19 protein-coding genes are annotated in these 24,299 nt (G+C 65.5%); 5 read left to right on the forward strand and 14 right to left on the reverse strand.

What is annotated here, in order from left to right:
• From KIH79_RS08440 to KIH79_RS08450, 3 genes are all read right to left on the reverse strand, one after another.
• Positions 1–747 (reverse strand): glycoside hydrolase family 43 protein (locus KIH79_RS08440; RefSeq protein WP_219058980.1); only part of this gene is annotated, 747 nt, incomplete at its 3' end.
• 41 nt (positions 748–788) lie between these two features.
• On the reverse strand, positions 789–3,155 hold the full coding sequence (locus KIH79_RS08445; protein WP_219058981.1) for an alginate lyase family protein: 2,367 nt from the start codon (positions 3,153–3,155) through the stop codon (positions 789–791).
• A gap of 83 nt (positions 3,156–3,238) precedes the next feature.
• Positions 3,239–5,365 (reverse strand): glycoside hydrolase family 36 protein, encoded by a 2,127-nt coding sequence (locus tag KIH79_RS08450; RefSeq protein WP_219059006.1) that lies wholly within the window; start codon positions 5,363–5,365, stop codon positions 3,239–3,241.
• Between the two features lie 232 nt (positions 5,366–5,597).
• Between KIH79_RS08450 and KIH79_RS08455 the strand changes: the two genes are divergently transcribed.
• Entirely contained in the window at positions 5,598–6,701 is a 1,104-nt protein-coding gene (locus KIH79_RS08455; protein WP_219058982.1) for a LacI family DNA-binding transcriptional regulator, read from the forward strand.
• A 182-nt stretch (positions 6,702–6,883) separates the two neighbouring features.
• On the opposite strand, the gene eda is transcribed toward KIH79_RS08455, so the two are convergent.
• The 4 genes from eda to KIH79_RS08475 form a co-directional block, all read right to left on the reverse strand.
• On the reverse strand, positions 6,884–7,549 hold the full coding sequence (gene eda, locus KIH79_RS08460) for a bifunctional 4-hydroxy-2-oxoglutarate aldolase/2-dehydro-3-deoxy-phosphogluconate aldolase (protein ID WP_033492417.1): 666 nt from the start codon (positions 7,547–7,549) through the stop codon (positions 6,884–6,886).
• Positions 7,550–7,604: 55 nt separating this feature from the next.
• Positions 7,605–8,606, reverse strand: coding sequence for a sugar kinase (locus KIH79_RS08465; RefSeq protein ID WP_219058983.1), 1,002 nt, complete (start codon positions 8,604–8,606; stop codon positions 7,605–7,607).
• Positions 8,607–8,753: 147 nt separating this feature from the next.
• A complete protein-coding gene (locus tag KIH79_RS08470) occupies positions 8,754–9,764 on the reverse strand; it encodes a hydroxyacid dehydrogenase (RefSeq protein WP_219058984.1) in 1,011 nt (336 codons plus the stop codon).
• Positions 9,765–9,978: 214 nt separating this feature from the next.
• On the reverse strand, positions 9,979–11,013 hold the full coding sequence (locus KIH79_RS08475) for an AEC family transporter (RefSeq protein ID WP_219058985.1): 1,035 nt from the start codon (positions 11,011–11,013) through the stop codon (positions 9,979–9,981).
• Positions 11,014–11,259: 246 nt separating this feature from the next.
• On the opposite strand from KIH79_RS08475, the gene KIH79_RS08480 reads away from it, so the two are divergent.
• Positions 11,260–12,267 (forward strand): aldo/keto reductase, encoded by a 1,008-nt coding sequence (locus tag KIH79_RS08480; protein WP_219058986.1) that lies wholly within the window; start codon positions 11,260–11,262, stop codon positions 12,265–12,267.
• Positions 12,268–12,552: 285 nt separating this feature from the next.
• Positions 12,553–13,524 (forward strand): DUF3737 family protein, encoded by a 972-nt coding sequence (locus tag KIH79_RS08485; RefSeq protein WP_338023133.1) that lies wholly within the window; start codon positions 12,553–12,555, stop codon positions 13,522–13,524.
• A gap of 21 nt (positions 13,525–13,545) precedes the next feature.
• On the opposite strand, the gene KIH79_RS08490 is transcribed toward KIH79_RS08485, so the two are convergent.
• The 3 genes from KIH79_RS08490 to KIH79_RS08500 form a co-directional block, all read right to left on the reverse strand.
• On the reverse strand, positions 13,546–14,121 hold the full coding sequence (locus KIH79_RS08490) for a TetR/AcrR family transcriptional regulator (protein WP_219058987.1): 576 nt from the start codon (positions 14,119–14,121) through the stop codon (positions 13,546–13,548).
• Between the two features lie 225 nt (positions 14,122–14,346).
• Positions 14,347–17,232 carry an ABC transporter permease gene (locus tag KIH79_RS08495; RefSeq protein ID WP_219058988.1) on the reverse strand — a complete coding sequence of 962 codons (2,886 nt, stop codon included), beginning with the start codon at positions 17,230–17,232 and terminating at the stop codon, positions 14,347–14,349.
• Between the two features lie 14 nt (positions 17,233–17,246).
• Positions 17,247–17,948: an ABC transporter ATP-binding protein gene (locus KIH79_RS08500; protein ID WP_219058989.1), complete on the reverse strand. Its 702-nt coding sequence runs from the start codon at positions 17,946–17,948 to the stop codon at positions 17,247–17,249.
• Between the two features lie 235 nt (positions 17,949–18,183).
• Here KIH79_RS08500 and KIH79_RS08505 point away from each other — a divergent pair, with 235 nt between their 5' ends.
• Positions 18,184–18,789 carry a TetR/AcrR family transcriptional regulator gene (locus tag KIH79_RS08505; protein ID WP_219058990.1) on the forward strand — a complete coding sequence of 202 codons (606 nt, stop codon included), beginning with the start codon at positions 18,184–18,186 and terminating at the stop codon, positions 18,787–18,789.
• A gap of 47 nt (positions 18,790–18,836) precedes the next feature.
• On the opposite strand, the gene KIH79_RS08510 is transcribed toward KIH79_RS08505, so the two are convergent.
• The 4 genes from KIH79_RS08510 to KIH79_RS08525 all read right to left on the reverse strand — a co-directional run bounded on the left by KIH79_RS08510 (position 18,837) and on the right by KIH79_RS08525 (position 22,418).
• Positions 18,837–19,367, reverse strand: a complete 531-nt coding sequence (locus KIH79_RS08510; protein ID WP_160268203.1) for a hypothetical protein — start codon at positions 19,365–19,367, stop codon at positions 18,837–18,839.
• A gap of 116 nt (positions 19,368–19,483) precedes the next feature.
• A complete protein-coding gene (locus KIH79_RS13125; protein WP_338023134.1) occupies positions 19,484–20,569 on the reverse strand; it encodes a sensor histidine kinase in 1,086 nt (361 codons plus the stop codon).
• Positions 20,566–21,237 (reverse strand): response regulator transcription factor, encoded by a 672-nt coding sequence (locus tag KIH79_RS08520; protein WP_219058991.1) that lies wholly within the window; start codon positions 21,235–21,237, stop codon positions 20,566–20,568. The genes KIH79_RS13125 and KIH79_RS08520 overlap by 4 nt, the downstream gene beginning before the upstream one ends.
• Before the next feature lie 86 nt (positions 21,238–21,323).
• Positions 21,324–22,418, reverse strand: a complete 1,095-nt coding sequence (locus tag KIH79_RS08525; protein WP_236023737.1) for an aldose 1-epimerase family protein — start codon at positions 22,416–22,418, stop codon at positions 21,324–21,326.
• Positions 22,419–22,730: 312 nt separating this feature from the next.
• On the opposite strand from KIH79_RS08525, the gene KIH79_RS08530 reads away from it, so the two are divergent.
• Positions 22,731–24,254 (forward strand): MDR family MFS transporter, encoded by a 1,524-nt coding sequence (locus tag KIH79_RS08530; RefSeq protein ID WP_219058992.1) that lies wholly within the window; start codon positions 22,731–22,733, stop codon positions 24,252–24,254.
• Positions 24,255–24,299: the final 45 nt, after the last annotated feature.

Raw genomic sequence — 24,299 nt, forward strand, 5'->3', positions numbered from 1 at the left:
GTGGCCGGACTTCTGCAGCGGGTTGGTCGGCTCGTCGCGCGTGGTCATGAGCGGCGTGTACGGCGAATCCTCGAATGGGCCTTCGAGCGTACGGGCGCGGGCCACGGTGGCGGCGTGCATGTAGCCGGTGCCGCCGGCCGCGCACAGCAGGTAGTACCAACCGTTGCGCTTGAGGATTTGCGGACCTTCGCACACGCCGAGCTTGGTGCCTTTGTAGAAGTGCTTGCGTTCGCCGATGAGCTTCATAGTCGTCGGGTCGAATTCCTGGATGACGGTGCCGGCGAACATGGTGTGACCCGGGCGGTAGTCGTAGAGCATGTTGAGGAACCATTTGCGGCCGTCGTCATCGTGGAAGATGGCCGGATCGAAGCCCGAGGCGGTCAGGAAGTGCGGTTCGCTCCACGGGCCGGTGATGCTGGGCGCGGTGATGACGTAGTTGAGCGTGTCCTTGAACGGCGCGTACGTTTTCACGTCGGTGTAGACGAGCCAGAACTTGCCGTCGGCGTAGCTCAGGTGCGGCGCCCACAGGGATCCGGAATCGTAGTTGCCGCGCAAATCGACCTGCGATTCGCGGTTGACGGGCGAGGCGATCCACTCCCAGTTGACGAGGTCGCGCGAATGGTAGATGTCGATGCCCGGCCACCATTCGAACGTGGATGTTGCGATGTAGTAGTCGTCGCCGACGCGTAGCGCGCTCGAGTCGGGATGGAAGCCCGGCAGGATCGGGTTGGTGATCATCGTGGTCATGTGGTTTCAGCTCCTTTGGTGTGACGTGGGTGACCGATAAGTCAGTCGGATTCGTAGATGAAGGTGAGCCAGTTGGCGGGACCGGTGTCGGTGTTGCACCGGTCCGGCTTGTCTCCGAGTCGCAGCCGCAGCGTGCGATGAGCGGGATCGTGCGGATCGTCGCCGTCGCCGTCGGAGACGATCTCGACAAGTCGCCCGTCCCACGCGAGATACATCGGCCCGATGCCCCAGCCGTGCAGCGCGAACCGCGCGGCTTGCGGCAGATCATCGGACTGCGGGACCGCGGCCATGCGCAGTTCGCGTCCGCCGTCCGGCAGCTCGTCGCCGACGGTCAGCGCACGACCGTCGGCCGCATCGATCAGCGACACTGTGCCGTCGCCGTGATCGACGACGCGCAGCACGGCCGCATCGAGTCTCTTGGCCGTCACGGCGAGCGTGCCGTCCGGCTGTACGGCGAAGTACGACGGCATCGTTTCGGTCGTCAGTCCGCTCGGCACCACGCCGTCGGTCAGCGCGTTAGACGGCACCGCGCCGGCGCCGCGGATCGCGTCCCACGTCCGCTGGTACCACGGTTCGATCATCGTGCGCAGGCGGACGCGCGTCGTTGTATCAGTCGTCTCGGCCGGCCCGTTGTAGCAGGTGAGGGTCGAGAAGTTGAGGTTGTCGAAGTGGACGAGTCCCTCCGGCCGCATCGCACGGGCCGCACGCTCCGTCCATACGGTCGAGACGCCGGGCACGTTGCGGTAGTGCGCGAGCGCGGTCTCGTAGATCGGCCGCAGCTGGCCGCGATAGACGCCCTGCTCCTCCATATGGTCCCAGTAGGAGATGTCGTCGAAGTAGCCGAAGATGCCGGAAAGCGGCACGGCCTTCAACTTGCCGTCACCGGAGTACAGGTTGTACTGCGCGCACCATTCGACGGCCTTGGCGAGCCGGTTGCCGTACAGGCTCCACAGGTCGACGCCCTGGTGTTCGGCGATCGCGCACGTGTCGACCATCGCGCCGATGCCGAGCTGGCCGTGCGCCTGATCGCGCGCGGATTCGACGCTTTGCCCCCAGTCGGTCAGGTAGTTGACGATCGAACCGTTGCAGTAGGGGCTGACGTACATGGCCGCGCCGCGTGCGAAGATGCGCGGGTCGTCGGTGGCGACGCCGATGGCGAGCAGCGTGGTCATGGGGGCCACGTCCCAGTTGCCGTTGGCGTTCATGGGCGCGCCGCCGTCGCGCACGACCGGATAGACGACGTTGCGCAGCATCGTCTGATAGCTGGCGAAGATCCCGTCGGTCATGCTCGGGTGGCCGCCGTCGAAGTAGCGGACGATTTCGGCCGCGTTGATGAGCTTGATCGTGGCGAGCGACGCGCCGAGGATGCGGTCGCGTCCGTCGATGACCGCGAGCGTGCGCGCCCAGCCGTCGACGATGCGCGTGACTGTTTCCGCGTACTTATCTTCACCCGTGACGGCCCAGCGCAGCGCGTTGAAGTAGGCGGCCGCGCACGACATTTCCCAGTCGCCGATGTGCCCGGAGCCGGTCGGATTGCCGCGGCCGACGCCTTCGCGGAAGGTCGGCTGGTAACGTTCGCAGGCCATGTCGTTCGGCACGGTGGTCGTGAGCCGCAGCCAGTCGGCGTACCACGGCTGCTCGTGCCGGCGCACGTGGTCGCGCATGGCAGCAAGCTGTGCGGCGGACAGGTTCACGCCGGGATGTGCGAACGCGTGCGGTATGGCGATCGTCGTGCCGTCGCCGACGGCGATCGCGGACGGCACCGGATCGTCCGGCGTCTGGCCGGCAACAGCACTGTCGTTCGCAGTAACGTCATCGTCCGCAACATCCTCCACATACAGGCGCTGCACGGCGACGTTGCCGTAATCGACGTACGCGCCGGACAGCGTGACGCGCATGGGGAACGCGGCGCAGTCCGGCTCATCGCGCAGGTCGTCGGCGTGGCTGCCGATGATCACGGAACCGTCCGGCTGCGGCGTCAGCGTGAACCGTTCGTTCCAGTACGCGTCCGGCGCGGTTGCGGTGACGACGAACGTGAGTCCGCGCTTGGTGTAGTACGGCGGCTGCTTGTCAAAGTCGGCGGCGACGATCGCGCCGGTGCGGCCGGTCGTCTCGCCGGCCTCGACGTAGTAGTTCTGGATCGTCAGATACTTGCCGTTCGTCAGGCTCCGGATCGCGACCCACGTGCCTTGCGCGCCGTCGAGCGCGATGGACGAGTCGTGCGGACTGGTCAGGTACGCGGAACGGTAAAGCGCGAACCGTTCGGCGCGCGTGCGGTCGGCGGTGACGGTGAGATTGCCGTGCGTGCCGAGCGCGACCCAGTCGCCTTCTCCGGTGCGGATGCGCACGATGCGTTCGACGGTCCGCTCCCGTGTCGGATAGTCGTTGTCGGCGGTGCGATCGGCCATGTCGGTTCCTTTCCTTGGCGTCCGGCCGTTGCGGTCGGCGGGACGTTGCGTTGCGACGTTCCCTCGCGGGAACGGACGCGCGATTAGCGTTCAAGCAGTACGGCGACGCCGTCGAAGTCGGCGAGGCCGGAAACGGTGAGCATGTCGTCGTCCAGCGTGACGGTGACGCCGTCGCGGTGGAACGTGCGGACGATGCGCGCGACGGACGGGCCGTCGACCGGCACGGTGATCGTCGCCGGCGCATCGTGGAACGTGTGCAGCACGACGAGCGCGCGACCGTCGGCGGCCGTGCCGGTTTCGCCGTCGCGCACGATGCCCTGCCAGCCGGTCGGCCGGCTGTAGCTGCCGAGGCGCGGCCCGTACCAGTGCGTTTCGCCATGGTCGATGACGGGCGCGGCCTCGTGGTAGAACGCGACGCCGTCGCGGATGATCTCGTTCTTGCGCCCGGCGAACGCGGTGGCGTCGCCGCTGAAGCACAGGCGGCCGAGCAGGCCGGAGCAGATCTGGTAGTAGAGCTTGTCGTCCGGCTCCTCGTCGCGCACGACGGCCCATATCTGCGATTGGCGAGGCAGGATCATGCGGTGCATGTTCGCGGCGATGACCGGGATGTAGTCGCATTCGTGCGCGTCGGAGAAGCTGGCCATCGCGCCAATCGTCATGAAGCTCTGGACGAGCCGGTGGCCGCCGGACGCGCAGATTTCGATCATGAGGTCGGGCAGTTCTTCGCGGATGCGGCGGAAGAACGCCTGCGACGCCTGGATCTGGTCGTACAGGCCCTCCCCCAGCGACGCGTTCGGGTCGCCCGGCGTTTCGCAGCCGATGCCGATGGTGTCGTTGTAGTCGACCTTCATGTAGTCGAAGCCGTTGTCCTTGAGGAAGTCGATGACCTTGTGCGCGAGGTATTCGCGCACTTCGGGGTTGCGCATGTCCCACCAGCGGCGGTTGCCGGAGGTGATCGGCAGGCCGTCGCGCTTCAGGAGCCATTCGTTCTTGTTGAAGCAGTCGGGTTCCTCGCGGCCGGCGATTTCGAACTCGAACCAAATGCCAGCCTTGAGCCCGGCCTCGTGGATTTTGTCGACGACCGGTTTCATGCCGTTGGGGAACGCCTTCTTGCTGACCTCCCACTTGCCGAACCGGCTGGCCGACTCGAACGCCTGATCGTCGAACCAGCCGGCGTCGATCACGAAATACTCCACGCCGAGCGCCTTGACCGCGTCGAGCTGTTCGGTCACGCTCCGCTCGCTCGGGCAGCCCCACGTCGAGCAGAATTCGTTGAAGATCACCGGCAGGTGATCCTCGCAGGACGGCACGTGCAGGTCCTTGCGCACGTTGCCGGCCACGGCCTGCGCGGCCTCGTCCACGCCGCCCGCAACGGCCGTGACGACCGCGTACGGCGCGTCGAACCGTTCGCCGGGGCGCACGACGTGCGTCCACTGTCCGAATTCGCGGTCCGCAATGCCGCCGGACAGGCTCAGCCCGTCGTCGCGACGGTACGCTTCGATCTGCCAGCTGGAGGCGTGCGTGGTCGCCGCCGCCCACGTCACGTTCGCGCGTCGGTCGGTCACGGCGACGAACGGCGCCCATTCGCGCACGGGGAAGCTGCCGATCGAGCCGAAGCGCACGGAGTTCGCGCTGTACTTCTGCCAGCTCAGCTCGAGTTCAAGGTCTTCGAGCGGTTGGGAGAGCACGCGCCCCTCGGCGCTCCACGTGCTGCGCAGGCGGTGCAGAGTCAGGTTTTCCGGGTCGAGCCCGGTCTGGTAGGGCGAGATGGAGCCGAGCGTGAAGCTGGAGAGCATTTCGAACGTGACGGCACGCGCGGAGTCGTTGATGACGGACGTGCGGATTTCCGCGGCGCGGCTCGCCGGCGTCATGGCGAGCACGTGCTCGTAGCGCCAGCCGCGATCGTCGCTGACGGTCGTCGTGACGCGCACGGTGCCGTCCGGCATGGAGTCGACGTGCGGCTCGCCGTACGTCATGTGCTGCGTGACGGTCGTCGCGCCCCGCATCGTGCGGCCCTGGCTGAAGCCGAACGGATAGTCGTCGCCGACGATCTTGGCCTGCACGAGCGGTTCGGCCGCGCAGTCGTCGCGCACGATCGCGTCCGCACGATCGGTCGGCGTCAGGACGAGCTCGACGACGCCGGTGTCCGCATCACGGCGGTAGACGGCGGTCAGATCGCCGCAGCTTACGCTGTCCAGTACGGTTCGCATGATGTCCTTTCCGCTCCCGTCGTCGGGGGCCTTCCGGTCGCGGCCGTGGGCGTTCCGTGCCCGCCGGCTGTGTTCCACTGCGATACAGCTTACCGCGCGACACGCCGGATTGGAAAGCGCTTACCGATAACTTTTCCCGCGCAACTCGCGCAACAACATACCGCAGAAAACCGCTATACTGGTAAGCGTTTCATGCTGTTTTCCAGATGTGCGAAGAAGGACGGCAACCACGATGGCTGAGCAGAACGACAAGAATCCCTCCCCCGCGACGCTGATGGACGTCGCCAATCAGGCCGGCGTATCCATCGCGACCGCGTCCCGCGTGCTCAACGGCAGCGCGCGCAAGGTGCGCAACGACTCGTACGTGAAGGTCATGGAGGCCGCCACCAAGCTCAACTATCGGCCGAACGCCTACGCGCAGGCCGTCGCCAAGGGCACCGCGCCGAACATCGTGCTGCTCGTCTCCGACATCTCCGACCCGTACTTCGCGGCCGTCTCGCAGGGCGTCGTCAAGGCCGCCGGCGAACAGGGCGTGTCCGTGACCATCGGCGTCGCGCCGGACGCCAAATCCGAACTCGAGGCCGTGCGCAAGGCGACGGCGACCCGGCCGCGCGGCATCATCATCTCCGAAAGCGAACGCATCGACTCGCCCGAACGCGCCCAGCTCGAAGCCGAACTCAAGCGCTACGAGGCCGCCGGCGGACGTGCCGTGTTCATCCTCAACCGCAACCTGCCGTTCCCCGCGGTCGACGTGGCGAACGAGGTCGGCGCGCGCGCCATCGCCAAGCTCATCGTCGACTCGGGCTACCGCCGCCCCGCCATCCTCAAAGGCGACGACAACTACCGTTCGTCCAAGGAGCGTCTCGCCGGCGTCATGGCCGTGTTCGACAAGGCCGGCATCACCGTCGACCCGAAGGCCGTGGCGAACGGCCGGTTCAGCCGGACGGAAGGCTATGCGGCGATCATGCAGCTGGCCCGGCTCGGCCGGCTCACGGCGTCAGGCGGCGCGAACGCGGCGTACGACGGCGCCGGCGTGGACTGCGTGGTCGCACTCAACGACGTGATGGCGATCGGCGCGATGAGCGCGCTGCGCGCCAACGGGATCGAGCCGGGCGCCGACATGGGCGTCACCGGATTCGGCGACATTCCCTACTCGGCCGACGTGCACCCGTCGCTGACCACCGTGCACCTGCCCCTGACCGAAATGGGGCAGGCCGCCGTCGACCGCGTGCTGTCCCCCGCCGAGGGCGATTCCTCGTCCGACGACAACAACCGCCTCATCTTCGTGCAAAGCGCCCCCGACATCGTCCTGCGCGAATCCCTCCCCCGCCGCTAGCACGCCCCCATGGTCACGCGATGGAAATAATGACCGTCGCACCGTCGCATGACCTCCCATGCGAATTTGCATGCGTCACAAAAAATGAGGGGCTGCCCGTTATTGGCGAACGGGCAGCCCCTCATGCAGGAGGAAGGAGTTCAGGGGTAAGTATTGTTTGGTTGCTTGGATCGACCGTCGGATCAGGCGTTGGCCTTGGCGGCGATGATCGGCTCGACGATGGCGCGCGCGTCCTTGCAGGCCTGCGCGACGGCATCCCAGTCGTGGGCCTTCTGCGCGGCGGACGGCACCGGGAACGAGCCGCCGATGGCGAACACGTTCTTGAGCGCGATGTAGTCGGCCGCGTTCTTCAGGCTCACGCCGCCGGTCGGCAGGAACTTCATCTCGGCGAACGGGCCGTTGAGCGCCTTGAGGGTCTTCACGCCGCCGTAGGCCTCGGCCGGGAAGAACTTCACGTAGCGCAGGCCCTTCTGGTACGCCTTGTCCACGTCGGACGGAACGGCGGTGCCGGGCAGGATGAGAATGTCGTTCTCGAGCGCGTAGTCGACGATCGCCTCGGTGAACGCCGGGGTGACCAGACCCTTGCAGCCGGCTTCGATCGACGCCTTGGCCTGCTCGACCGTGTGCACGGTGCCGGCCACGAGCGTGACACCCGGAACCTCGTCGCGGATGCGCTTCATGCCTTCGATCGCGTACGGGGAACGGAAGGTGACCTCGGCAACCGGCACGCCGCCACGCTCGAGGGCCTGCGCCAGCGGCACGGCCTCCTCGACGGAATGCAGGGTGACCAGCGGGACGACGCCCAGCTGCTCGAGGTAGTGAAGCTCCTGATCGTTCTTGTCGCTCATAATCATGGTTCCTTTCTGAAAGTCTTCAATCGGTTTTCCACAGCGATCTCGCTGGTCACTCGGCGCGCTTGTGCGACGCGGTGAACTCGGCTAGTTCGGCCGGCGTCGGCAGGCCCTCGTTGTCGGACACGAACTGCGTCTGGATCGCGCCGAGCGCGCAGCCGCGCTCGCACGCCTCGGCCACGGTCTTGCCCTCCAGCAGCGCGGAGAGCACGCCGGCGGCGAATCCGTCGCCCGCGCCGACCGTGTCAACCACATGATCGACCACGAATCCGGGCACACGCGCCGCATGGCTGTTGCAATCGGCCGCATACGCGCCGCGCGGGCCGTCCTTGACGACCACGGCCTTCGCGCCGTTGTCGAGGAACGCCTTGGCGATGTCCTCGACCTTCTCCACGCCGAACAGTTCGCGGCCCTCGCCGATGCCGGGCAGCACGAGGTCAGACTGGGCGGCCAAGCGGCGCAGCGTGTCGCGCATCACGTCGGCGCTCTTCCACAGCGCCGGACGCAGGTTCGGATCGAAGCTGACGAACATGCCGTGGCGGCGGGCCAGCTTGACGAGCTCGTGGCTGGCCTCCAGCGTGGCTTCGGACAGCGGCGGCAGGATGCCGGTCAGATGCAGCACGGTCACGTCGTCGAGCTTGCCGCTCGATTCAAGCGCCTTGATATCGTCGGCGCTGATCGTGGATGCAGCGGAGTCCTTGCGGAAGTAGTAGGTTTTCGAATCGCCGTGCGATTCCTTCGACTTGAACATGAAGCCGGTGTGATGGTCGGCGTCGTACGAGACCAGCGATTCGTCGAGCCGGTTGTCGTCCATGAAGTACTTGATGCGCTCGCCGAGCACGTCGTCGCCCAGCTTGGTCAGGTAGAGCGGCTCGACGCCGAGACGCTTGAGACCGATCGCCACGTTCAGTTCGGCGCCGGCCACGGACGCCTGAAACACGCCCACGCGGCTGCACGGACCCTCCGTGCCGGCGGTGAACAGGCCCATCGCCTCGCCGGAAAGCAGCACCTTGCCCGGGCGAATGCCGGGAATCTTGAAATCGTCATTGGTCATACTCGTGAACCTATCCCATTTGCACGCGGACGGACAGTTTTTTGCCGTTTGTTGCATCGGATTGCGGAAACCGCTTAACGGAGGCACGTGGCGACTCCTCCCCTTCTCGCGGGAGCCGCCACGCGATCGTTCGGCGGACAGGCGGATTCAGCGCTCGCCGTAGTCGAGCGGCTCACCCTTGATCATGTGGGTGAGCTCGTTGACGACGTTCTCGCCCATGGCCTGCAGCTCGCCGCCTTCGGAGCCGGCGATGTGCGGGGTGAGGATCACGTTCGGCATGTCCCACAGCGGCGAGTCCGGGCTGAGCGGCTCGTCCGGGTCGGTCACGTCGAGGATCGCGTTGATGCGGCCGGTCTTGAGCTCGGCGATCATGTCGTCGGCGTTCACCACGCCGCCTCGGGCCGAGTTGAGGAACCAGGCGCCGTCCTTCATCATTTTGAAGTACTTCGCGTCGATCATGCCGTGAGTGGCGGGCAGGTTCGGCGTGTGCAGCGAGACGATGTCGGACTCGCGGAACACGGTTTCCAGATCGGCCTTGATCGCGCCGTAGGAGGCGGTTTCGGCCTCGTCCATCGAGCGGGATTCGGCGAGCACGCGCAGGCGGTAGCTCTTGAGCAGGCCCATAAGGTGGCGGCCGATGCGCGAGGATGCGGTGACCAGGCCAACGGTCTTGTGGTAGTTGCCGGCGGTCGGGAATTCGACCTCGCGGTTGATGTATTCGCGGCGATCGCGGTAGATGCGCTCGGCGCGGAAGAAGTCCTTGTCGGCCATGAGGATCATGGCCATGCAGAATTCGGCGACCGGGATGCCGTTGACGTAGCCGGAGTTGGCGCGCAGGATGCCGCGCTTCTTGGCCTCTTCGAGCGCGTCGGGGGTGAACAGCGGCCACACGTTGCCGGCCGCGGCGGCCACGCCCTTGAGGTTGGGCATTGCGGCGAGCACTTCGGCGTCGATGCGGCCGTTCGGGCCCCAGCCGGAGAACACGTAGTCGGCGTCCTTGATGCGCTCGGCCACGCCCTCGGCATGGAAGTCGGGGATGACCTCGCGGTCGACGTCGGCGACGGCTTCGAGGCGGGCCCACTGCTCGTCGTTCATGAGCTTGTCGACGAGCTCCGGGGGCTGCATGGTGAGAATGACCTTCGGCTTTGATTCGGCCATGATATTCGTTCCTTCCTTTGGAAAACGCTTACCGCTGATTTCAGTATATTACCACGCCCATCCGCGACACACGAGAATCGTTTATAAAAATAGGAATTCAGCGAAACACCGATCACAGCGCGACAACCACGCATCATTGCGCGATGTCATCAATACAGCAAGCCCTTACCGCTATTTACATGACTCCCACAGCCAACTTCCCCGCCAACCCCGGTCAGAAGATGATCGCCGAGACGACGGCCAGCGAGACCAGCGAGAACAGCGTGCTGACCAGCACGAATCCGACCGCGTATTCGGGCATATTGTTGCGCCGCGCGGTGAACATGGCGATCGTGGTCATGGTCGGCAGTCCGGCGATCACGCTGATCGTCAGGATCATGTCGTGCGTGAACGGCAGCGGCGCGACGCCGGCGAGCGCGCCGGACGCGGCGTTCAGCAGCGCGTACAAGGCCAGCGGGAACGCGATCATCTTCGCGAGCAGGCCGACGTACAGTTCGTAGCGTCGCAGCACGGTCCACCAGCGGGTGAGCGCGAACAGGCCGCCGAGATAGATGAGCGACATCGGCGTGGCCATGTTGCCGATCGTGTGCAGCGGCTTGAGAATGATGCCGGGCACGCGCACGCCGACGAGAATCAGCGCGAGCGCGATCATCACGCCGATGAACGCGGGATTGACGAACCGGCGCAGCAGGCCGAGCGCGCGCTCGCCGAACGTGCGCGGCGCGATCGTTCCGGCTGCGGTGCGATCGACGGCGGACGACGAACGTCGCGACGATGCGCTGGACGCAACGACCGGCTCGCACAGCCACACGCCGTACGTCCACAGCAGCGTTTGGTCGACGATCGACATGAGCGCCACGTAGATCGCGCCTTCCTTGGGGAAGAGCGCCATGATGAGCGGAATGCCGATGAATCCGGCGTTGCCGAACACGAGAGAGGCCTGGAAGACGCGCGAGCGCGAACCGGTGAGCCGCAGCGCCCATGCGAACAGGCGGAAGACGACGACCAGCAGCGCGTACATGACGGCGGTCAGCAGCATCACGCCCCAGTTGGCGGCGAGCTGGGCGCGGGTGGCGCCGTCGACGGCGTTGGCGAACACGAGCACGGGAATGAGCACGTTGAGCAGCAGCGAGCACATGCCGTCAAGCGCGGTTTTGCCGTAGAACCGCAGCCGCACGCACCCGTAGCCGACCAGCAGCATGATCAGGAATCCGACCAGCTGACCCACCATCACCCCGAACTGTCCCAACATCCGCTCCTTTCCGTTCTGCCGCAGGCCCGCAGCCCGCCTCACTCCGCACACTCCGGCGCATACCACGCGCGCCGTCTCAATCCAACCGACCATGATATGCCCGCCGCGACACGCGGACGCGACACGCCGGCTTGCGTTCAAGTGCGCTTGAGGAACGATGATGGAACCACAACTGATGATAACGAAAACATCGACGTGACGAACACCATCGGACACTGACAGAACACAGACAAAGGAGCACCCATGTTCGAACCCACCAACGACTACGCGCCCGCCACCACGCGCTACGATGAGATGCGCTACAACCGCTGCGGCACCAGCGGTCTCAAGCTGCCGGCGATCTCGCTTGGCTTCTGGCATAACTTCGGCGATATCACGCCGTACGAGCAGATGAAGTCGCTCGTCTTCACCGCGTTCGACCACGGCATCACGCACTTCGACCTGGCCAACAACTACGGCCCGGAGCCGGGCGCTGCCGAGAAGAGCGCCGGCCGCCTCATCCACCAGTACTTCGCCAAGCACCGCGACGAGCTGATCGTCTCCACCAAGGCCGGCTATGAGATGTGGGCCGGCCCGTACGGCGACGGCGGCAGCCGCAAGTACCTGATCTCCAGCCTCGACCAGAGCCTCGAGCGCCTCGGTCTCGACTACGTGGACATCTTCTACCACCACCGCCCCGACAACGAGACCCCGCTCGAGGAGACCATGGGCGCGCTCGCGCAGATCGTCGCCAGCGGCAAGGCGCTGTACGTGGGCCTGTCCAACTACGACGGCGAGCGCCTCGCGAAGGCCAGCGCGATCCTCGACGAGCTGCACGTGCCGTTCGTCATCAACCAGAACAAGTACAACATCCTCGACCGCACGGTCGAGCGCAACGGTCTCAAGGACACGGCCAAGAAGCTCGGCAAGGGCCTGATCACGTTCTGCCCGCTCGAGCAGGGCCTGCTCACCGACCGCTATCTCAACGGCATTCCTGCCGATTCGCGCGTGGCGCACGATCCGCGCTTCCTGCACGAGGACAGCGTTGAGCGCGTGCACAACAAGATCGTCGCGCTCAACGACATCGCCTACCAGCGCGGCCAGACGCTCGCCGAGATGTCGCTCGCGTGGCTGCTGCGCGACGACACGGTGACCAGCGTGCTCGCCGGCGCGTCCAAGCCGCAGCAGATCCTCGACAACATCGGCGCGCTCAAGAACACCACGTTCAGCGACGAGGAGCTGGCCGCGATCGACAAGATCGCGCTCGGCTGAGTTCGACGGTGGATTCCCCCCCCCGCCGCACGTCATATGACATGTGCTGCCATATGACATGTGCTATGGAATGCACGTATGGCATGCGCAACCGCCGTTCCGCCCGACGCGACATGGTCCAGTCCCGAACCGTGCGCCGAGAGCGGAACGGCGGTCCGTTGTTTTGACTTCAAGTGCTCGAAGTTCCTATCGTCGTTCCCGTATGGCAACCACGGCGACGCGGCCGGCCCGCAACGACCGACGCAGCGCGGCCAAAGAGAGATTTCACGAGGAGATCGGATCACAGTGAACGCTTTTGCAGAAGGAACCGGCACCGCACAGCCCAACACGACCGGCACGCCCGCCGGTATGCCCGGCATGCCCAGTCCGGAGGCCGAGTCCGGCAGCCTGACCCAGCCGACCGGCCACGACGCCGACGGCATGGCGGAGGTGCGCCAGCGGCGGCTGGTCGGCGAGCGCGCGGAGTTCTTCGCGCACGACCGCCGCTATGTGGACTGCCTGTTCGCGGAGGGCGAGTCGCCGCTCAAGCACGCGCACGACGTGGAGGTCGTCTCCAGCTCGTTCCAGTGGAAGTATCCGCTGTGGTACGCGAACCATGTGACCGTGCGCGATTCGACGTGGTTCGAGATGGCGCGCGCGGGCGTGTGGTACACGCATCACCTGCTCGTGGAGGACTGCACGGTCGAGGGGCCGAAGAACTTCCGCCGAGCTTCGGACGTGACGCTGCGCAACGTTGATCTGACGCACGCGGAGGAGACGCTGTGGAACTGCACCGGTGTCACGCTGGAGAACGTCGTCGCGCGCGGCGACTATCTGGCGATGAACTGCGAGGACGTGACGGCGACCAACCTGCGTCTGGTCGGCAACTATCCGTTCGACGGCGCACGCAACGTCACCGTGCGCGGCTCGCGTCTGATCTCCAAGGACGCGTTCTGGAACTGCGAAAACGTGACGATCGAGCATTCGTACATCTCCGGCGAGTATCTCGGCTGGAATTCGCGCAACGTCACGCTCGTCGACTGCACGATCGAAAGCCTGCAGGGATTGTGCTATATCGACAATTTGGTCATGAAGAACTGCCGGTTCGTCAACACGACGCTCGCGTTCGAGTATTCGACGGTGGACGTGGACGCCGTCGGCACGATCGACAGCGTGATCAATCCGACGTCCGGCGTGATCCGCGCCGACCGCATCGGCGAACTCACACTTGACGCGGACCGCATCGACCCGGCGAAGACGACGATCATCACGCGCTGAGCACCGCGTTACAGCGCCGCGTCACAGTCCGGCCACGCGGCGGATTCCCTCGCGAATGACCCGCGGATCGTGCGCTTCGGCGTGCGTGCCGAGCGCGCGGTGCAGCGTGAGCCCTTCGATCATCGCGTCGAGCAGCGCGGCCGTGGGCTTGTCGAAGAAACGTTCGAGTTGCGCGCGGCTTGCGGCCATCCACCGTTCGGCGATGTCGCGGTAGGCGGGGTCGCGCGCGGCGAGCGTGTAGAACTCGAGGTTGATGTCGAGGTCGCGCTGCGTGCCGAGCAGGTCGCCTTCGATGTGGCGGGCGATCGCCTCGCACGCGGCCGCCCTGTCGCCGGCGGGCACGGCGGCCATGCGTTCGGCGAACACGTCGATGCACTGTTGCGCGTACCGGTCGAACGCCTGATGCAGCAAGTCGGCCATGCCGCGGAAATGGTAGGTCATCGAGCCGAGCGGCACTCCGGCCTTGGCGGCGACCACGCGATGCGACGTGCCTGCCACGCCGCGTTCGGCGATCACGTCGAGGCAGGCGTCGACGATGCGGCTTTTGCGGTCCGGGTCGGCGCGGCGGGCGGCGGCCGGCGTTTGCGTTTCGTTCATACCTCCCGACCATACCCGGCGCGACGTACGAACGTACACCGGGCATATCGTGCACAGCGAACCGTTCCCAATAGCAACGGTGTGAGTCAAACGCACAAATCCAAACAATCGCACAATACACGAGCCTTGGAAAACGGCCCATCCGGAATGCCCAATGTTCGATTGACAACTTGCCGGGCTCACACCTTTCTTATTGAGAACGATTCGCTGGACACCGTTCCCCTGTCACTCCGGACTTTTCAGCGCGCCGACCATGTCGATGCGATCCAGCGAACGGTTCGTCGCCGCCTCGACCAGCACCGTGAACGCGAGTGCGAGCAGGGCGGCGGCCGCATAGCAGAACCACGCCACGTTCGGCACGATGGTCATGCCCGGCAGATCGAGCTTGCCGAGCAGAAAGCCCAGCAGCCCGCGCCCGCACGGCAGGCCGAGCGCGATGCCGAAGCAGGCCAGCAGCAGCATCTCCTTGTTCACGTAGCCGTGCACCTCGCGCTTGCGGAAGCCCAGCACCTTGATGGTGGCCAATTCGCGCTCGCGTTCGGCAATGTTCGTGGATGCGAGCGTGTAGAGCACCACCACGGCCAGGATCGCGGCCATGACCACGATGAACCCGATCATCACGAAGAAGATGAGGAAGCTCTTCGCGAAATCGCGTTCCTGCTTGGCGGCGCTCGTCACGGACAGGTAGGCGTCGTTCCCGGCGAGATCGTCGGCGAACGCGATCTTCGCATCCACATCGTCGGCCTTCACGTCGATCAGGTCGGCGTTCGGCGCGAAGTCCGCGTCGAACGCGCGCTCGTACGCGGATTGCGTCATGACGACGACGTTGCCGGTGTAGTACTGCGCGATCGCGTGGACCGTGACGGTCGCGGTGTCGGCCATCGCGTCGGTCAGGTCGATCGTGTCGCCGTCGGCGAGCGCAAGCTTGTGCGCCGCATTGGTCGTGACGATCACGCCGGCGGACGGATCGTCGCCGTTGTTGTCGCGGCTTGAGCCGTTGCCCGACCCGTCGTTTCCGGAGCGGGACGAGCCGTCGTCGGACGCGTCCGGCAGCGCGATCGTCGTGCCGTCCGCGGCATGCAGGTCGAGGTAACCGTCGAGCGATTTGCCGTCGGACACGACGAGCAGCTGCGCGGTGATCTGTTCGTCGTGGGCCCGATCGTGCGCCGACGTCGCATTCGTCGACTCGTCGGACGAATCGGCGGCGCCGGCGTTCGCATCGTCATGCGCGGTGCTCAGTGTCACGCTGCCGACCTGCAGCGGCAGCGTCGACCGGACGCGCGCGTCGTCGTCCAGCGAGCGCTGCGCGTCGGCGTGATCGGCGGCGGACGTGACGGCGAGCACGTCATACGTCGTGATCTCGCGGTGCTGGCGCGGCATGAGCGTCATCGCGGACGATCCCATGCCGAAGCCGGCGGTCATGAGCGCGGTGCAGCCGAGCACGCCGACGATGACCATGAGCGCGCGCGACTTGTAGCGGAACAGGTTGCGCGCGGTCACCTTGCCGAGGAAGCTCAGATGGTTCCAGATGAATCCGACGCGCTGCAGGAAGATCGTACGACCGGCTTTGGGGGCTTTCGGGCGCATGAGTTCGGCGGGCGTGAGTCTCAATGATCCGACGGTTGCCGCCGCGGCCGCGCCGGTGATCGCGACCACGAACAGCAGCACGCCGCCGATCGCAAGCCGCCAGTCGACCAGCAGCGGATAGTTGGGCAGCACGTAGATGCGCGAGATCAGCCGACGCGTGAACACGAACGGCAGGCCGATCAGGCCGAGGGCGTCGCCGAGCAGGCCGCCGAACAGGCAGGCCGCGCCGGCGTAGGCGAGGTATTTGAGCATGGTTTCGCCGCACGTATAGCCAAGCGCCTTGTACGTGCCGATGAGCTGACGGTCCTCCTCCACCATGCGCGTGACGGCGGTCAGGCTCACGAGCAACGCGATGACGAGGAACAGCACGGGGAACAGCGTGCCGAGGCGCGTGACCATGTCGCTCTGGGTTTTGACGTCCTCCCAGCTGGTGACGGCACTGCGGTCGCGGATGATCCACTTGGCGTTCGGGATTGCAGCGACCTTCTCCTTGATGGCTTGTTCGGCGTCGGAAAGCTTCTGCTCGGCGGCCGTTTTAGCCGGCAGCCCGTCCGGCAGCGCGGCGATCTTCGCCTTCTGCTCGTCGAGTGCGCTCATGGCCGCGTTCAGCGCGGCGTCGCGCACAGCGTCGGTGCGCTCCCGTTCGCGGGTCTGCTGTATGGCCTCGATCGCGGCGCGCGCGTCGGCGACCGTGTCGAGATAGTCGTCGTCGTACGTATTCATCGCGGCGGCGTCGGCGACGGTGATCACGGCGGACGTGTACGGCAGGCCGGCTGCGGTTCCGTCGCCATCATCATTGCCGCCATCGGCGAGCGAGTCGGATGACACAACCATCGGATACACGGTTTTGCCGCCGGAGACGAGCGCGAGCGGACCGGATGGGTTGACGATGTCGTTCGGGTCGATGATCGTGCCGACGATCGTGTACTTGCCGTCCGCGAACGTGCCGGTCGCGTCGTCCGCACCGTCGGCGTCCGTCGTCGTAACGGACGCAACGTTCGCCGCGACCGAATCGTCCGGCCTGAACTCGAGCGTGTCGCCGATCGACTTGCCGGCGTCGTCCACATACTGTTGCGTGACGGCGATTTCGCGCGCGGCGTTCGGCAACCGACCGTCGGTCACGTACGGGCTGTCGATGCCGCGGTCGTTGAGTTCGGTGACGGTGGCGGACGCCTGCTTGCCGCCGATTGTCGTGGTGACGGACGCGACGCGCTCGCCGGCCGCGTCCTTGACGCCGCTCACCTTGCGCAACGCGGCGATGTCGTCGTCATCGAGGCCGAGCGTGGAGACGATCTCGATGTCGTGCATGGACGTGTCGTCGAAGAATCCGTCGAGTCCGGCGCGGATGTCGCGGCCGACCGAGTTGAGCCCGCCGAGCATCATCACGCCGACCGCGACGATCACGAGCATCGCAGCGAAGCGTTTGCCGTTGCCGCGGATCGCGCGCCACGCGTCCTTCCACATCGCGGTGTGCCGACACGGCCGGGTCGGGCGACGGTGCATGGTTCGTGTGGTTCGTTCCATTGCGGTCCCCTCCCCTACCATTCGATGTCCGCGATCGGCGTCGGGTTCGGGTTCTCGGTGATCTCGGTGACTTTGCCGGAGCGGAAGCGGATCAGGCGGTCGCCCATCGGCGCGAGCGCCGAGTTGTGCGTGACGAGCGCGACGGTGATGCCGCGCTGGCGGCAGGAATCCTGCAACAGCTGGAGCACTTCCTTGCCGGTGTTGTAGTCGAGCGCGCCGGTCGGCTCGTCGCACAGCAGCAGTTTCGGGTTCTTGGCGAGCGCACGGGCGATCGAAACGCGCTGCTGCTCGCCGCCGCTCAGCTGCGCGGGGAAGTTGTTGAGACGGCCCCCGAGCCCGACCTTCTCGAGCGTCTCGCGCGCGTCGAGCGCATCGGGGCAGATCTGGCTGGCGAGTTCGACGTTTTCAAGCGCGGTAAGGTTGGGCACGAGGTTGTAGAACTGGAAGACGAAGCCGACGTCGAAACGGCGGTAGTCGGTCAGCTGCGCCTCGTTGAACGCGGTGATGTCCCTGCCGTCGAGCCGCACGGAACCGGAGGTGGCTCGGTCCATGCCGCCGAGGATGTTCAGCGTGGTGGATTTGCCGGCACCGGATGCGCCGAGGATGACGGCAAGTTCGCCCCGTTCGATGTCGAAGGTGGCGTGGTCGAGTGCGCGGACGGCGGATTCGCCGGTGCCGTATTGGCGCACCACGTCGTGGAATTCAAGGAATGACATGTCGATCGGCCCTCTCTTGCGATTGACTGTTGTACTGTTTTGTGGACTTGCGGTTCCAAGAAATACATCAGTCTGTCGGGTAAATAAATCCGCGCAATCCGACAATGTGATGGGTTTTATGACAGGATCGGCTTAGTGGTGCCGAAAACACGATATTGTGTTGAGTTATCACCCTTGCGGCCGCGAATACGACATCAGACCGCATCGCACGTATCATCCCCAGGAGGCACCGCATATGGCACGACCGAAAGCCGACGAACAAGGCGCGCCGGAGAAGATGCAGGAGGCGTTCTGGACACTGCTGGAGCGCAAGCCGTACGCGCAGATCACCATCAGCGACATCACGCGCGCAAGCGGATTGAACCGCAGCGCGTTCTACTATCATTACGCCAACATCCCGGAACTCGCCGACGACGCGATCGCGGCGATCTACGAGGAGCCGGGCGTGACCGCGTTCATCGCGCACGTCATTCGGCAGGACAACGACATCAACTCGTTGCGCGACTTTGCGCCCACATTCATCAGCACGCCGGAACATCTGGCAAGCATTCACCGGCTGTCGCTGATCGCCGGCCCGCACGGGTCATCGGGGCTGGCCGCACAACTGAAGACCTACGTCACCGGAATCTGGCTCGCGGCGATCGGGCTCGACGCGGATCGGCTCAATCCGGGGCAACGCATCGTATTGGAATATGCGGCCAGCGGCATGCTCGGCATCCTCGGCAAGGCGCGGATCCTGTTCACTCCCGAAGCCGTCGAATGGCTCGCCCACTACCCGCTTCCGAACATCGTCTCCCAGCTCATCAACTCGCTCAAAGACAATGCCGGCATGTCATCGTGACGCACCGTCTCCCCGCCAAAACGCTCCTCCGGCAGCGGCAACGACCGCTAGCGGAGCAGGGCGTGGGCCTTGCGGCACACGTCGTCGTTGAGATCGTACAGGCGCTCGATGGTCGGAGCCGCGCGGCGGCCGGTGGCGGCGACGACCGCACGACATGCGGGATATGCGGCGATCCAGCAGGCAAAACCCGGAACGGCGAGGATGATCATGAGCGCGATCATGGAGGCGAGGTAGGCGAACGTGGCACCGGCGAGGAACGCGCAGCCGACAAGCCCCAGGCTCAGCGCGGCGATGCGCCCGTTGCGCGCCGGAGCGGCGTCCAGATTGGCGATCTGCGCGGACTGCGCCTCGAAACGGCGCTGCAGGCGAACGAGTTCGGTTTTGTTGTCGATGGCCCGCGCACGGCGGAGGCGCAGCGTGCGGGAATCAGCGTCCTGCAACTCCCACCCGAAGGCGCGGTAGCCGTCGGCGAGCACAGCGTTGCGGTCGGGGGCGGCGGTGACAGTCAGGTATTCGTAGCTCACGTAGTCGTCGGCGGCCTGTTGTGCGTTCTGTGCGATCTGATTGGCGGCGGTCATCATCTGGCTCCTTGGTCCGCATTCGTATGAATGATGACGTCTACCATACGGGTGTTGTGTTGGCCGACTGTTGAAGAATTGTTGGTCTTGCATTAAAAAGGCGCCGCATGCCACCGTCAGCATACGGCGGGAAGCGTGACCGTGACGGTAGTTCCGACGCCCCGACGGCTGCGCGCCGATATCGCGCCATGGCTCAGTTCGACGGCGCGCTTGGCCATCGCCATGCCGAGGCCGTTGCCCTCGGCGGCGTGCGCGGTGTCGCCCTGATAGAACTTGTCGAACATGTGCGCGACTTCGTCGGCGCTCATGCCGCAGCCGTCGTCGCTGACTTCGACGATGACCGCGCCCGCATCCGAAGTCTGACGCAGCGTCACGTGCCCTCCGGGTTCCGTGTATTTGAGCGCGTTGCCGAGTATGTTCGACCAGACGATATCGAGGAGGCCCGGGTCGGCATGGATGGTAGCCCGTTCCTCCACGTCGCAGTCGAACGCGATGCCTTTGCGGTCGAACATATCAACGAGCATCGCCGCCGTATCGGTGAGCTGGCGCGGCAGGTCGTAGTCGACTGCCTCGGCCACGATGGTCTGGCTTTCGAGTTTGTTGAGTTTGAGCGTGTTGGTGACGAGGCGGTTGAGCCGAGCCGACGCGTCGGCGATGACTCCCGCGTAGGCGATGCGCCGTTCGTCGCTTACGGTCTTGCGCCGCAGCGCCTTGGCGTGGGTTTCGATGATGGCGAGCGGGTTCTTGATCTCATGGCTCACGTTTGCCACGAAATCGCTTTTCATGGTTTCGATGCCGCCCAGTTCGGCCACCATCGTGTTGAAGTCGGCGAACATCTGGTCGGTCGCATCCCATGCGCTACTTCCTTCGACGTGCCGCGGCGCCACGTATACGGAGAAATCGCCGCGGGCGACGCTGCCGGCGGCCTCGCTCAGCTCGCGCATGGGCCGCTCCAGCCGTTCGCGGATCTGCCGGCCGATGAGCGCGGAAAACACGACGGCCAGCACCAGCCAGTACGCAAGAATCACCACGGCCAAATACCATCGGTTTCCCTCTGGCCACAGTCGCGGCAGCCAGACGATCAGGCTCGTCTGGCCTGCAGCCGCCAGCACGAACACTACGAACGACCGCAGCACCACACGGCCGGACACGTCCGGCGTCCATCGTGGTTCCTCCCCGCGCCCGCGCGATTCCCCATTCACCGCGGCACCGCCTTGTACCCGATGCCGCGTACGGTGACGATCTCGAAATCCGTGCAACGGGCAAGTTTTTGCCGCAGTTTGGTGATGTACACGTCCACGGCCCTGAGATTGCCGTCGGCGGCGGAATCCCAGAACTCGTCCATGAGCTGTGCACGGGAAAACACCTGTCTCGGATAGCTCAGCAGCCGGTAGAGGATGCTGAATTCGCGCGTCGTGAGCGCGATCTCCTCGCCGTTCAGCGTCGCGGTCATCTGGTCGGCGTCCATCATGAACGCGCCGATAGCGAGACGTCGGCTTTCGGCGATGCGCGAGCGCCGCAACAGCGCCTCGACGCGCAGCACAAGTTCGTCCAAGTCGACCGGTTTGACCATGTAGTCGTCGATGCCGGCGCGGAAACCGCGACGTTTCGACATGATGTCGTCGCGCCCGGTCGTAAAGATGATCGGGATGTTCTCGTCGACCGCGCGGATGCGGCTCGTCAGTTCGTAGCCGTCGATGCCGGGCATCATGATGTCGCAGATCACGAGATCGTAGAGCGTGCCGCGCATCGCGTCGAACGCGCGGTTCGCGTTGAGGCAGCCGGTCACGTCGTATCCGGCGTCGCGCAGCGTGTCGCAGGTGATGTCGTTGAGCGCCTTCTCGTCCTCGACGACCAGCAGTCTCGTCATCCGCTCCCCTTTCGCCGCGCGTCACCGATCAGTATACGGTGACGCGCGGCCGGCGGGATCCGTCGAGCCCCGGCGGTTCAGGCGACTCAGGCAGCGAGCAGCGCGTCGCGGCGGGCGACGAGGGCGTCGATCGCGGCGTCGCCTTCGATGACGGTGAACGTGACAACCTTGCGCTCGGTGGCCTGAGGTGCGATCGTGTGCAGGTCGCCGCGCCGCTCGTGCCAGCCGCGGCCGTGCACGCTGGAGTTGGACGGTTCGAGGCCGACGACGTAGTCGCCGGAGCCCATCGACTTCCATTCCATGAAGTACGGGAAGTCGGCCGCGTCGAATTCGATCACGACGCCGAGGCCGAGCTTGCGGTTGACGACGGCGGCGAAGCTGCGACCATTCGCGTCGGCCGCCAGATCGTGCAGGTACACGCTTTCGGGCTTGTTGTCGACCGGCGCGCCGATCTCGTTCCACGGGGTCGTGTCGGCGGCGGTCGTTTCGTCGCGCGGCGTGGCTTTGCGGCTCGGGATCACGACTTCGGCGCCCTCGTCGAGCAGCGGCCAGCCGAAGTTGCAGTGGTACATCCACATGAGCGGCTCTTCGCGGAAGGATTCGTTGGTCACCTCGTCCTCGACCGTGATCGTGGACGTGCCGTACACGGACGAAATGCGCCGGCGCAGCACCATGTTTTCGCCGAACAGTTCGGCCTCGCGCATTTCGCCGGACACTTCGAGCACGTACTGGCCGTCCTCATTCCAGTAGGCGTCGGAGCCGACGTGCTCGGCGGGCGTGGTGCGGATGCGGCCGTGCATCGGATAACTGCCGGCCGGATACTTGGAGCCTTCGGGCGTCACGTACGGCGCGCAGATGTTCTCGAAGCCGCAGGTGAAGAACAGGCCGCCCATGATGGAGCGCTGCGCTTCGGCGCCGTTGGTGTCGAACTGGTTGCGGCCGTTGAGGCCCGGCTTCGAGAGGAACGTGAGGTTTTCGCCGCGGTATTCGATTTGCGCGATGTCGAGGGCGCGGTCGGCCATCGACATGAAGCGCAGCGGGCCGTTCTTCACTTCGATGCCGCGCAGCCCGTGCGAGCGGCCCTCCTGGTATTCGATCGGGCGCGTGTAGGCGGCCTGCTGCAGGCTGCCCATATGGGCGAGCATGTCGGAGCGGGCGGGATTGGCGCGATTGACGAGCATGTGTACCTCCTTGTATCGGGCTGCATCGGCCGTATCGACCATATCAGCCGTATCGGCGTGATGCCGTGGATTTTTCCTCTCCCACACTGTACTCGATCACACACGGTTGGCAAGCGCTTTCCGCAAGCGTGCCGCGCCGATCGATGTCCCCGCCCGCTGTAGACTGGCCGTGACATCAACCGGCAAGGGCTACAGCGTCACGCGATAGCGGCCATCAGCGAGTTTTCAACGAAAACCACGCATCCGCGCATCGTGACGTTGACCGAAATCAGCTGGGAACCATTATTCGCACCGCAGCTGAAAGGGACCATCATGCCTGATTCACGCAATCCGCACGCCACGTCGCAGTACGCGACGCAACACACGCCGCGTATCACGCCGCCACACGCGTCGCAACGCGCAGCGCAACCGCACGCGACCGCATCATCCGCAACCGTCTTGACGACGCCAGTTCAGTCGGAACCGGCCCATCCGATCCTGCCGATCGTCATCATGATGATCGGCTCGTTCACCGCCATCCTCAACCAGACGCTCATGACGAGCGCGCTGCCGCATCTCATGCTCGACTTCGGCGTCACCAGCAACACCGCGCAGTGGCTGAGCACCGGGTTCATGCTCACCAACGGCATCATGATCCCGGTCACCGCGTTCCTCATCCAAAAATTCACCACGCGCCAGCTGTTCTTCTACGCGATCGGCATGTTCCTGTTCGGCACGCTGGTATGCCTGTGCGCGCCCGGCTTCTGGGTGCTGCTGGCCGGCCGCGTCTTGCAGGCCACCGGCGCGGGCATCCTCATGCCGCTGCTGCAGACCGTGCTGTTCCTCACGTTCCCGCCGAGCAAGCGTGGCACGGCGATGGGCTGGTTCGGCATGGTCATCGCGTTCGCGCCCGCGATCGGCCCGACATTGTCCGGTCTGATCATCGACATGCTGCCGTGGCGGTTCCTGTTCGTGCCGCTGGTCGTGATCGCCGTGGCCGTGCTCGCCGCCGCGATTCCGACGGTGCGCAACGTCACGCCGCAGACCGATCCGACGATCGACATCCCGTCGGTCGTGCTGTCGACGCTCGGATTCGGCGGCCTGCTGCTCGGCTTCTCGCTGGCCGGACAGTCCGGCTGGGCGGCGACCGACACGCTCGTCTCGCTGGCGGTCGGCGCGGTCGCGCTGGTCGCGTTCGTCGCGCGCCAGCTGCGCCTGCCACGCCCGCTGCTCAACTTCCGCGTGTTCGCGCGCCCGATGTTCACGTTGCCGATGATCGTGGTCGTGCTGGTGTTCGTCACGTTCATCTCGACGATGAACATCCTGCCGATGTTCATTCAGAACGTGCTGGGGATGACCGCGCTGCAGTCCGGTCTGCTGCTGGCGGGCGGCGGTATCGCCGAGGGCGTGTTCAATCCGGTCGCCGGACGCCTGTTCGACCGGGTCGGCATCCGTCGCATCGCTCCCCCGGCGATCGCCGTCGTCGCGGCGGCGTCGTTCGCCTTGTCGCGGATGGACGCGGGCACGCCGGCGTGGTATCCGGCCGCGTTCTTCACGCTGATGATGGCCGGCGTCGCGTTCTGCCTGATGCCGCTGACGACGACCGCGCTCAACCAGCTCACCGGACCGCTCATCCCGCATGGCACGGCGATGAACAACACGTTGCGGCAGACGTGCGCGGCGATCGGCATCGCGATCTGCTTCACGGTCATGACGACGAACACGCGACCCGCGTCGGTCGCCGGATCGGCTGCGGCGGGGCTGGCGCACGGCGTGGATGCGGTGTTCGTCGTTTCGACCGTCGTGTCGGTCGTCGCGTTTGCATTGTCGCTGATGATTCGCGACGAGCGACGCTGACGGTTACGGTTACGGACGCGCGGCTGCCGTTCGTCGGTCGCGCGG

Source organism: Bifidobacterium miconis, from assembly GCF_019331735.1.
In the GTDB taxonomy this organism is placed as follows: Bacteria; Actinomycetota; Actinomycetes; order Actinomycetales; family Bifidobacteriaceae; genus Bifidobacterium; species Bifidobacterium miconis.

Bases quoted from the DNA above. Each gene is read 5' to 3' on its own strand.
- KIH79_RS08445 (WP_219058981.1), bottom strand. From the start codon at position 3,155: ATGGCCGATCGCACCGCCGACAACGACTATCCGACACGGGAGCGGACC.
- KIH79_RS08450 (WP_219059006.1), bottom strand. From the start codon at position 5,365: ATGCGAACCGTACTGGACAGCGTAAGCTGCGGCGATCTGACCGCCGTC.
- KIH79_RS08455 (WP_219058982.1), top strand. From the start codon at position 5,598: ATGGCTGAGCAGAACGACAAGAATCCCTCCCCCGCGACGCTGATGGAC.
- eda (WP_033492417.1), bottom strand. From the start codon at position 7,549: ATGAGCGACAAGAACGATCAGGAGCTTCACTACCTCGAGCAGCTGGGC.
- KIH79_RS08465 (WP_219058983.1), bottom strand. From the start codon at position 8,606: ATGACCAATGACGATTTCAAGATTCCCGGCATTCGCCCGGGCAAGGTG.
- KIH79_RS08470 (WP_219058984.1), bottom strand. From the start codon at position 9,764: ATGGCCGAATCAAAGCCGAAGGTCATTCTCACCATGCAGCCCCCGGAG.
- KIH79_RS08480 (WP_219058986.1), top strand. From the start codon at position 11,260: ATGTTCGAACCCACCAACGACTACGCGCCCGCCACCACGCGCTACGAT.
- KIH79_RS08490 (WP_219058987.1), bottom strand. From the start codon at position 14,121: ATGAACGAAACGCAAACGCCGGCCGCCGCCCGCCGCGCCGACCCGGAC.
- KIH79_RS08495 (WP_219058988.1), bottom strand. From the start codon at position 17,232: ATGGAACGAACCACACGAACCATGCACCGTCGCCCGACCCGGCCGTGT.
- KIH79_RS08500 (WP_219058989.1), bottom strand. From the start codon at position 17,948: ATGTCATTCCTTGAATTCCACGACGTGGTGCGCCAATACGGCACCGGC.
- KIH79_RS08505 (WP_219058990.1), top strand. From the start codon at position 18,184: ATGGCACGACCGAAAGCCGACGAACAAGGCGCGCCGGAGAAGATGCAG.
- KIH79_RS08510 (WP_160268203.1), bottom strand. From the start codon at position 19,367: ATGACCGCCGCCAATCAGATCGCACAGAACGCACAACAGGCCGCCGAC.
- KIH79_RS08520 (WP_219058991.1), bottom strand. From the start codon at position 21,237: ATGACGAGACTGCTGGTCGTCGAGGACGAGAAGGCGCTCAACGACATC.
- KIH79_RS08525 (WP_236023737.1), bottom strand. From the start codon at position 22,418: ATGCTCGTCAATCGCGCCAATCCCGCCCGCTCCGACATGCTCGCCCAT.
- KIH79_RS08530 (WP_219058992.1), top strand. From the start codon at position 22,731: ATGCCTGATTCACGCAATCCGCACGCCACGTCGCAGTACGCGACGCAA.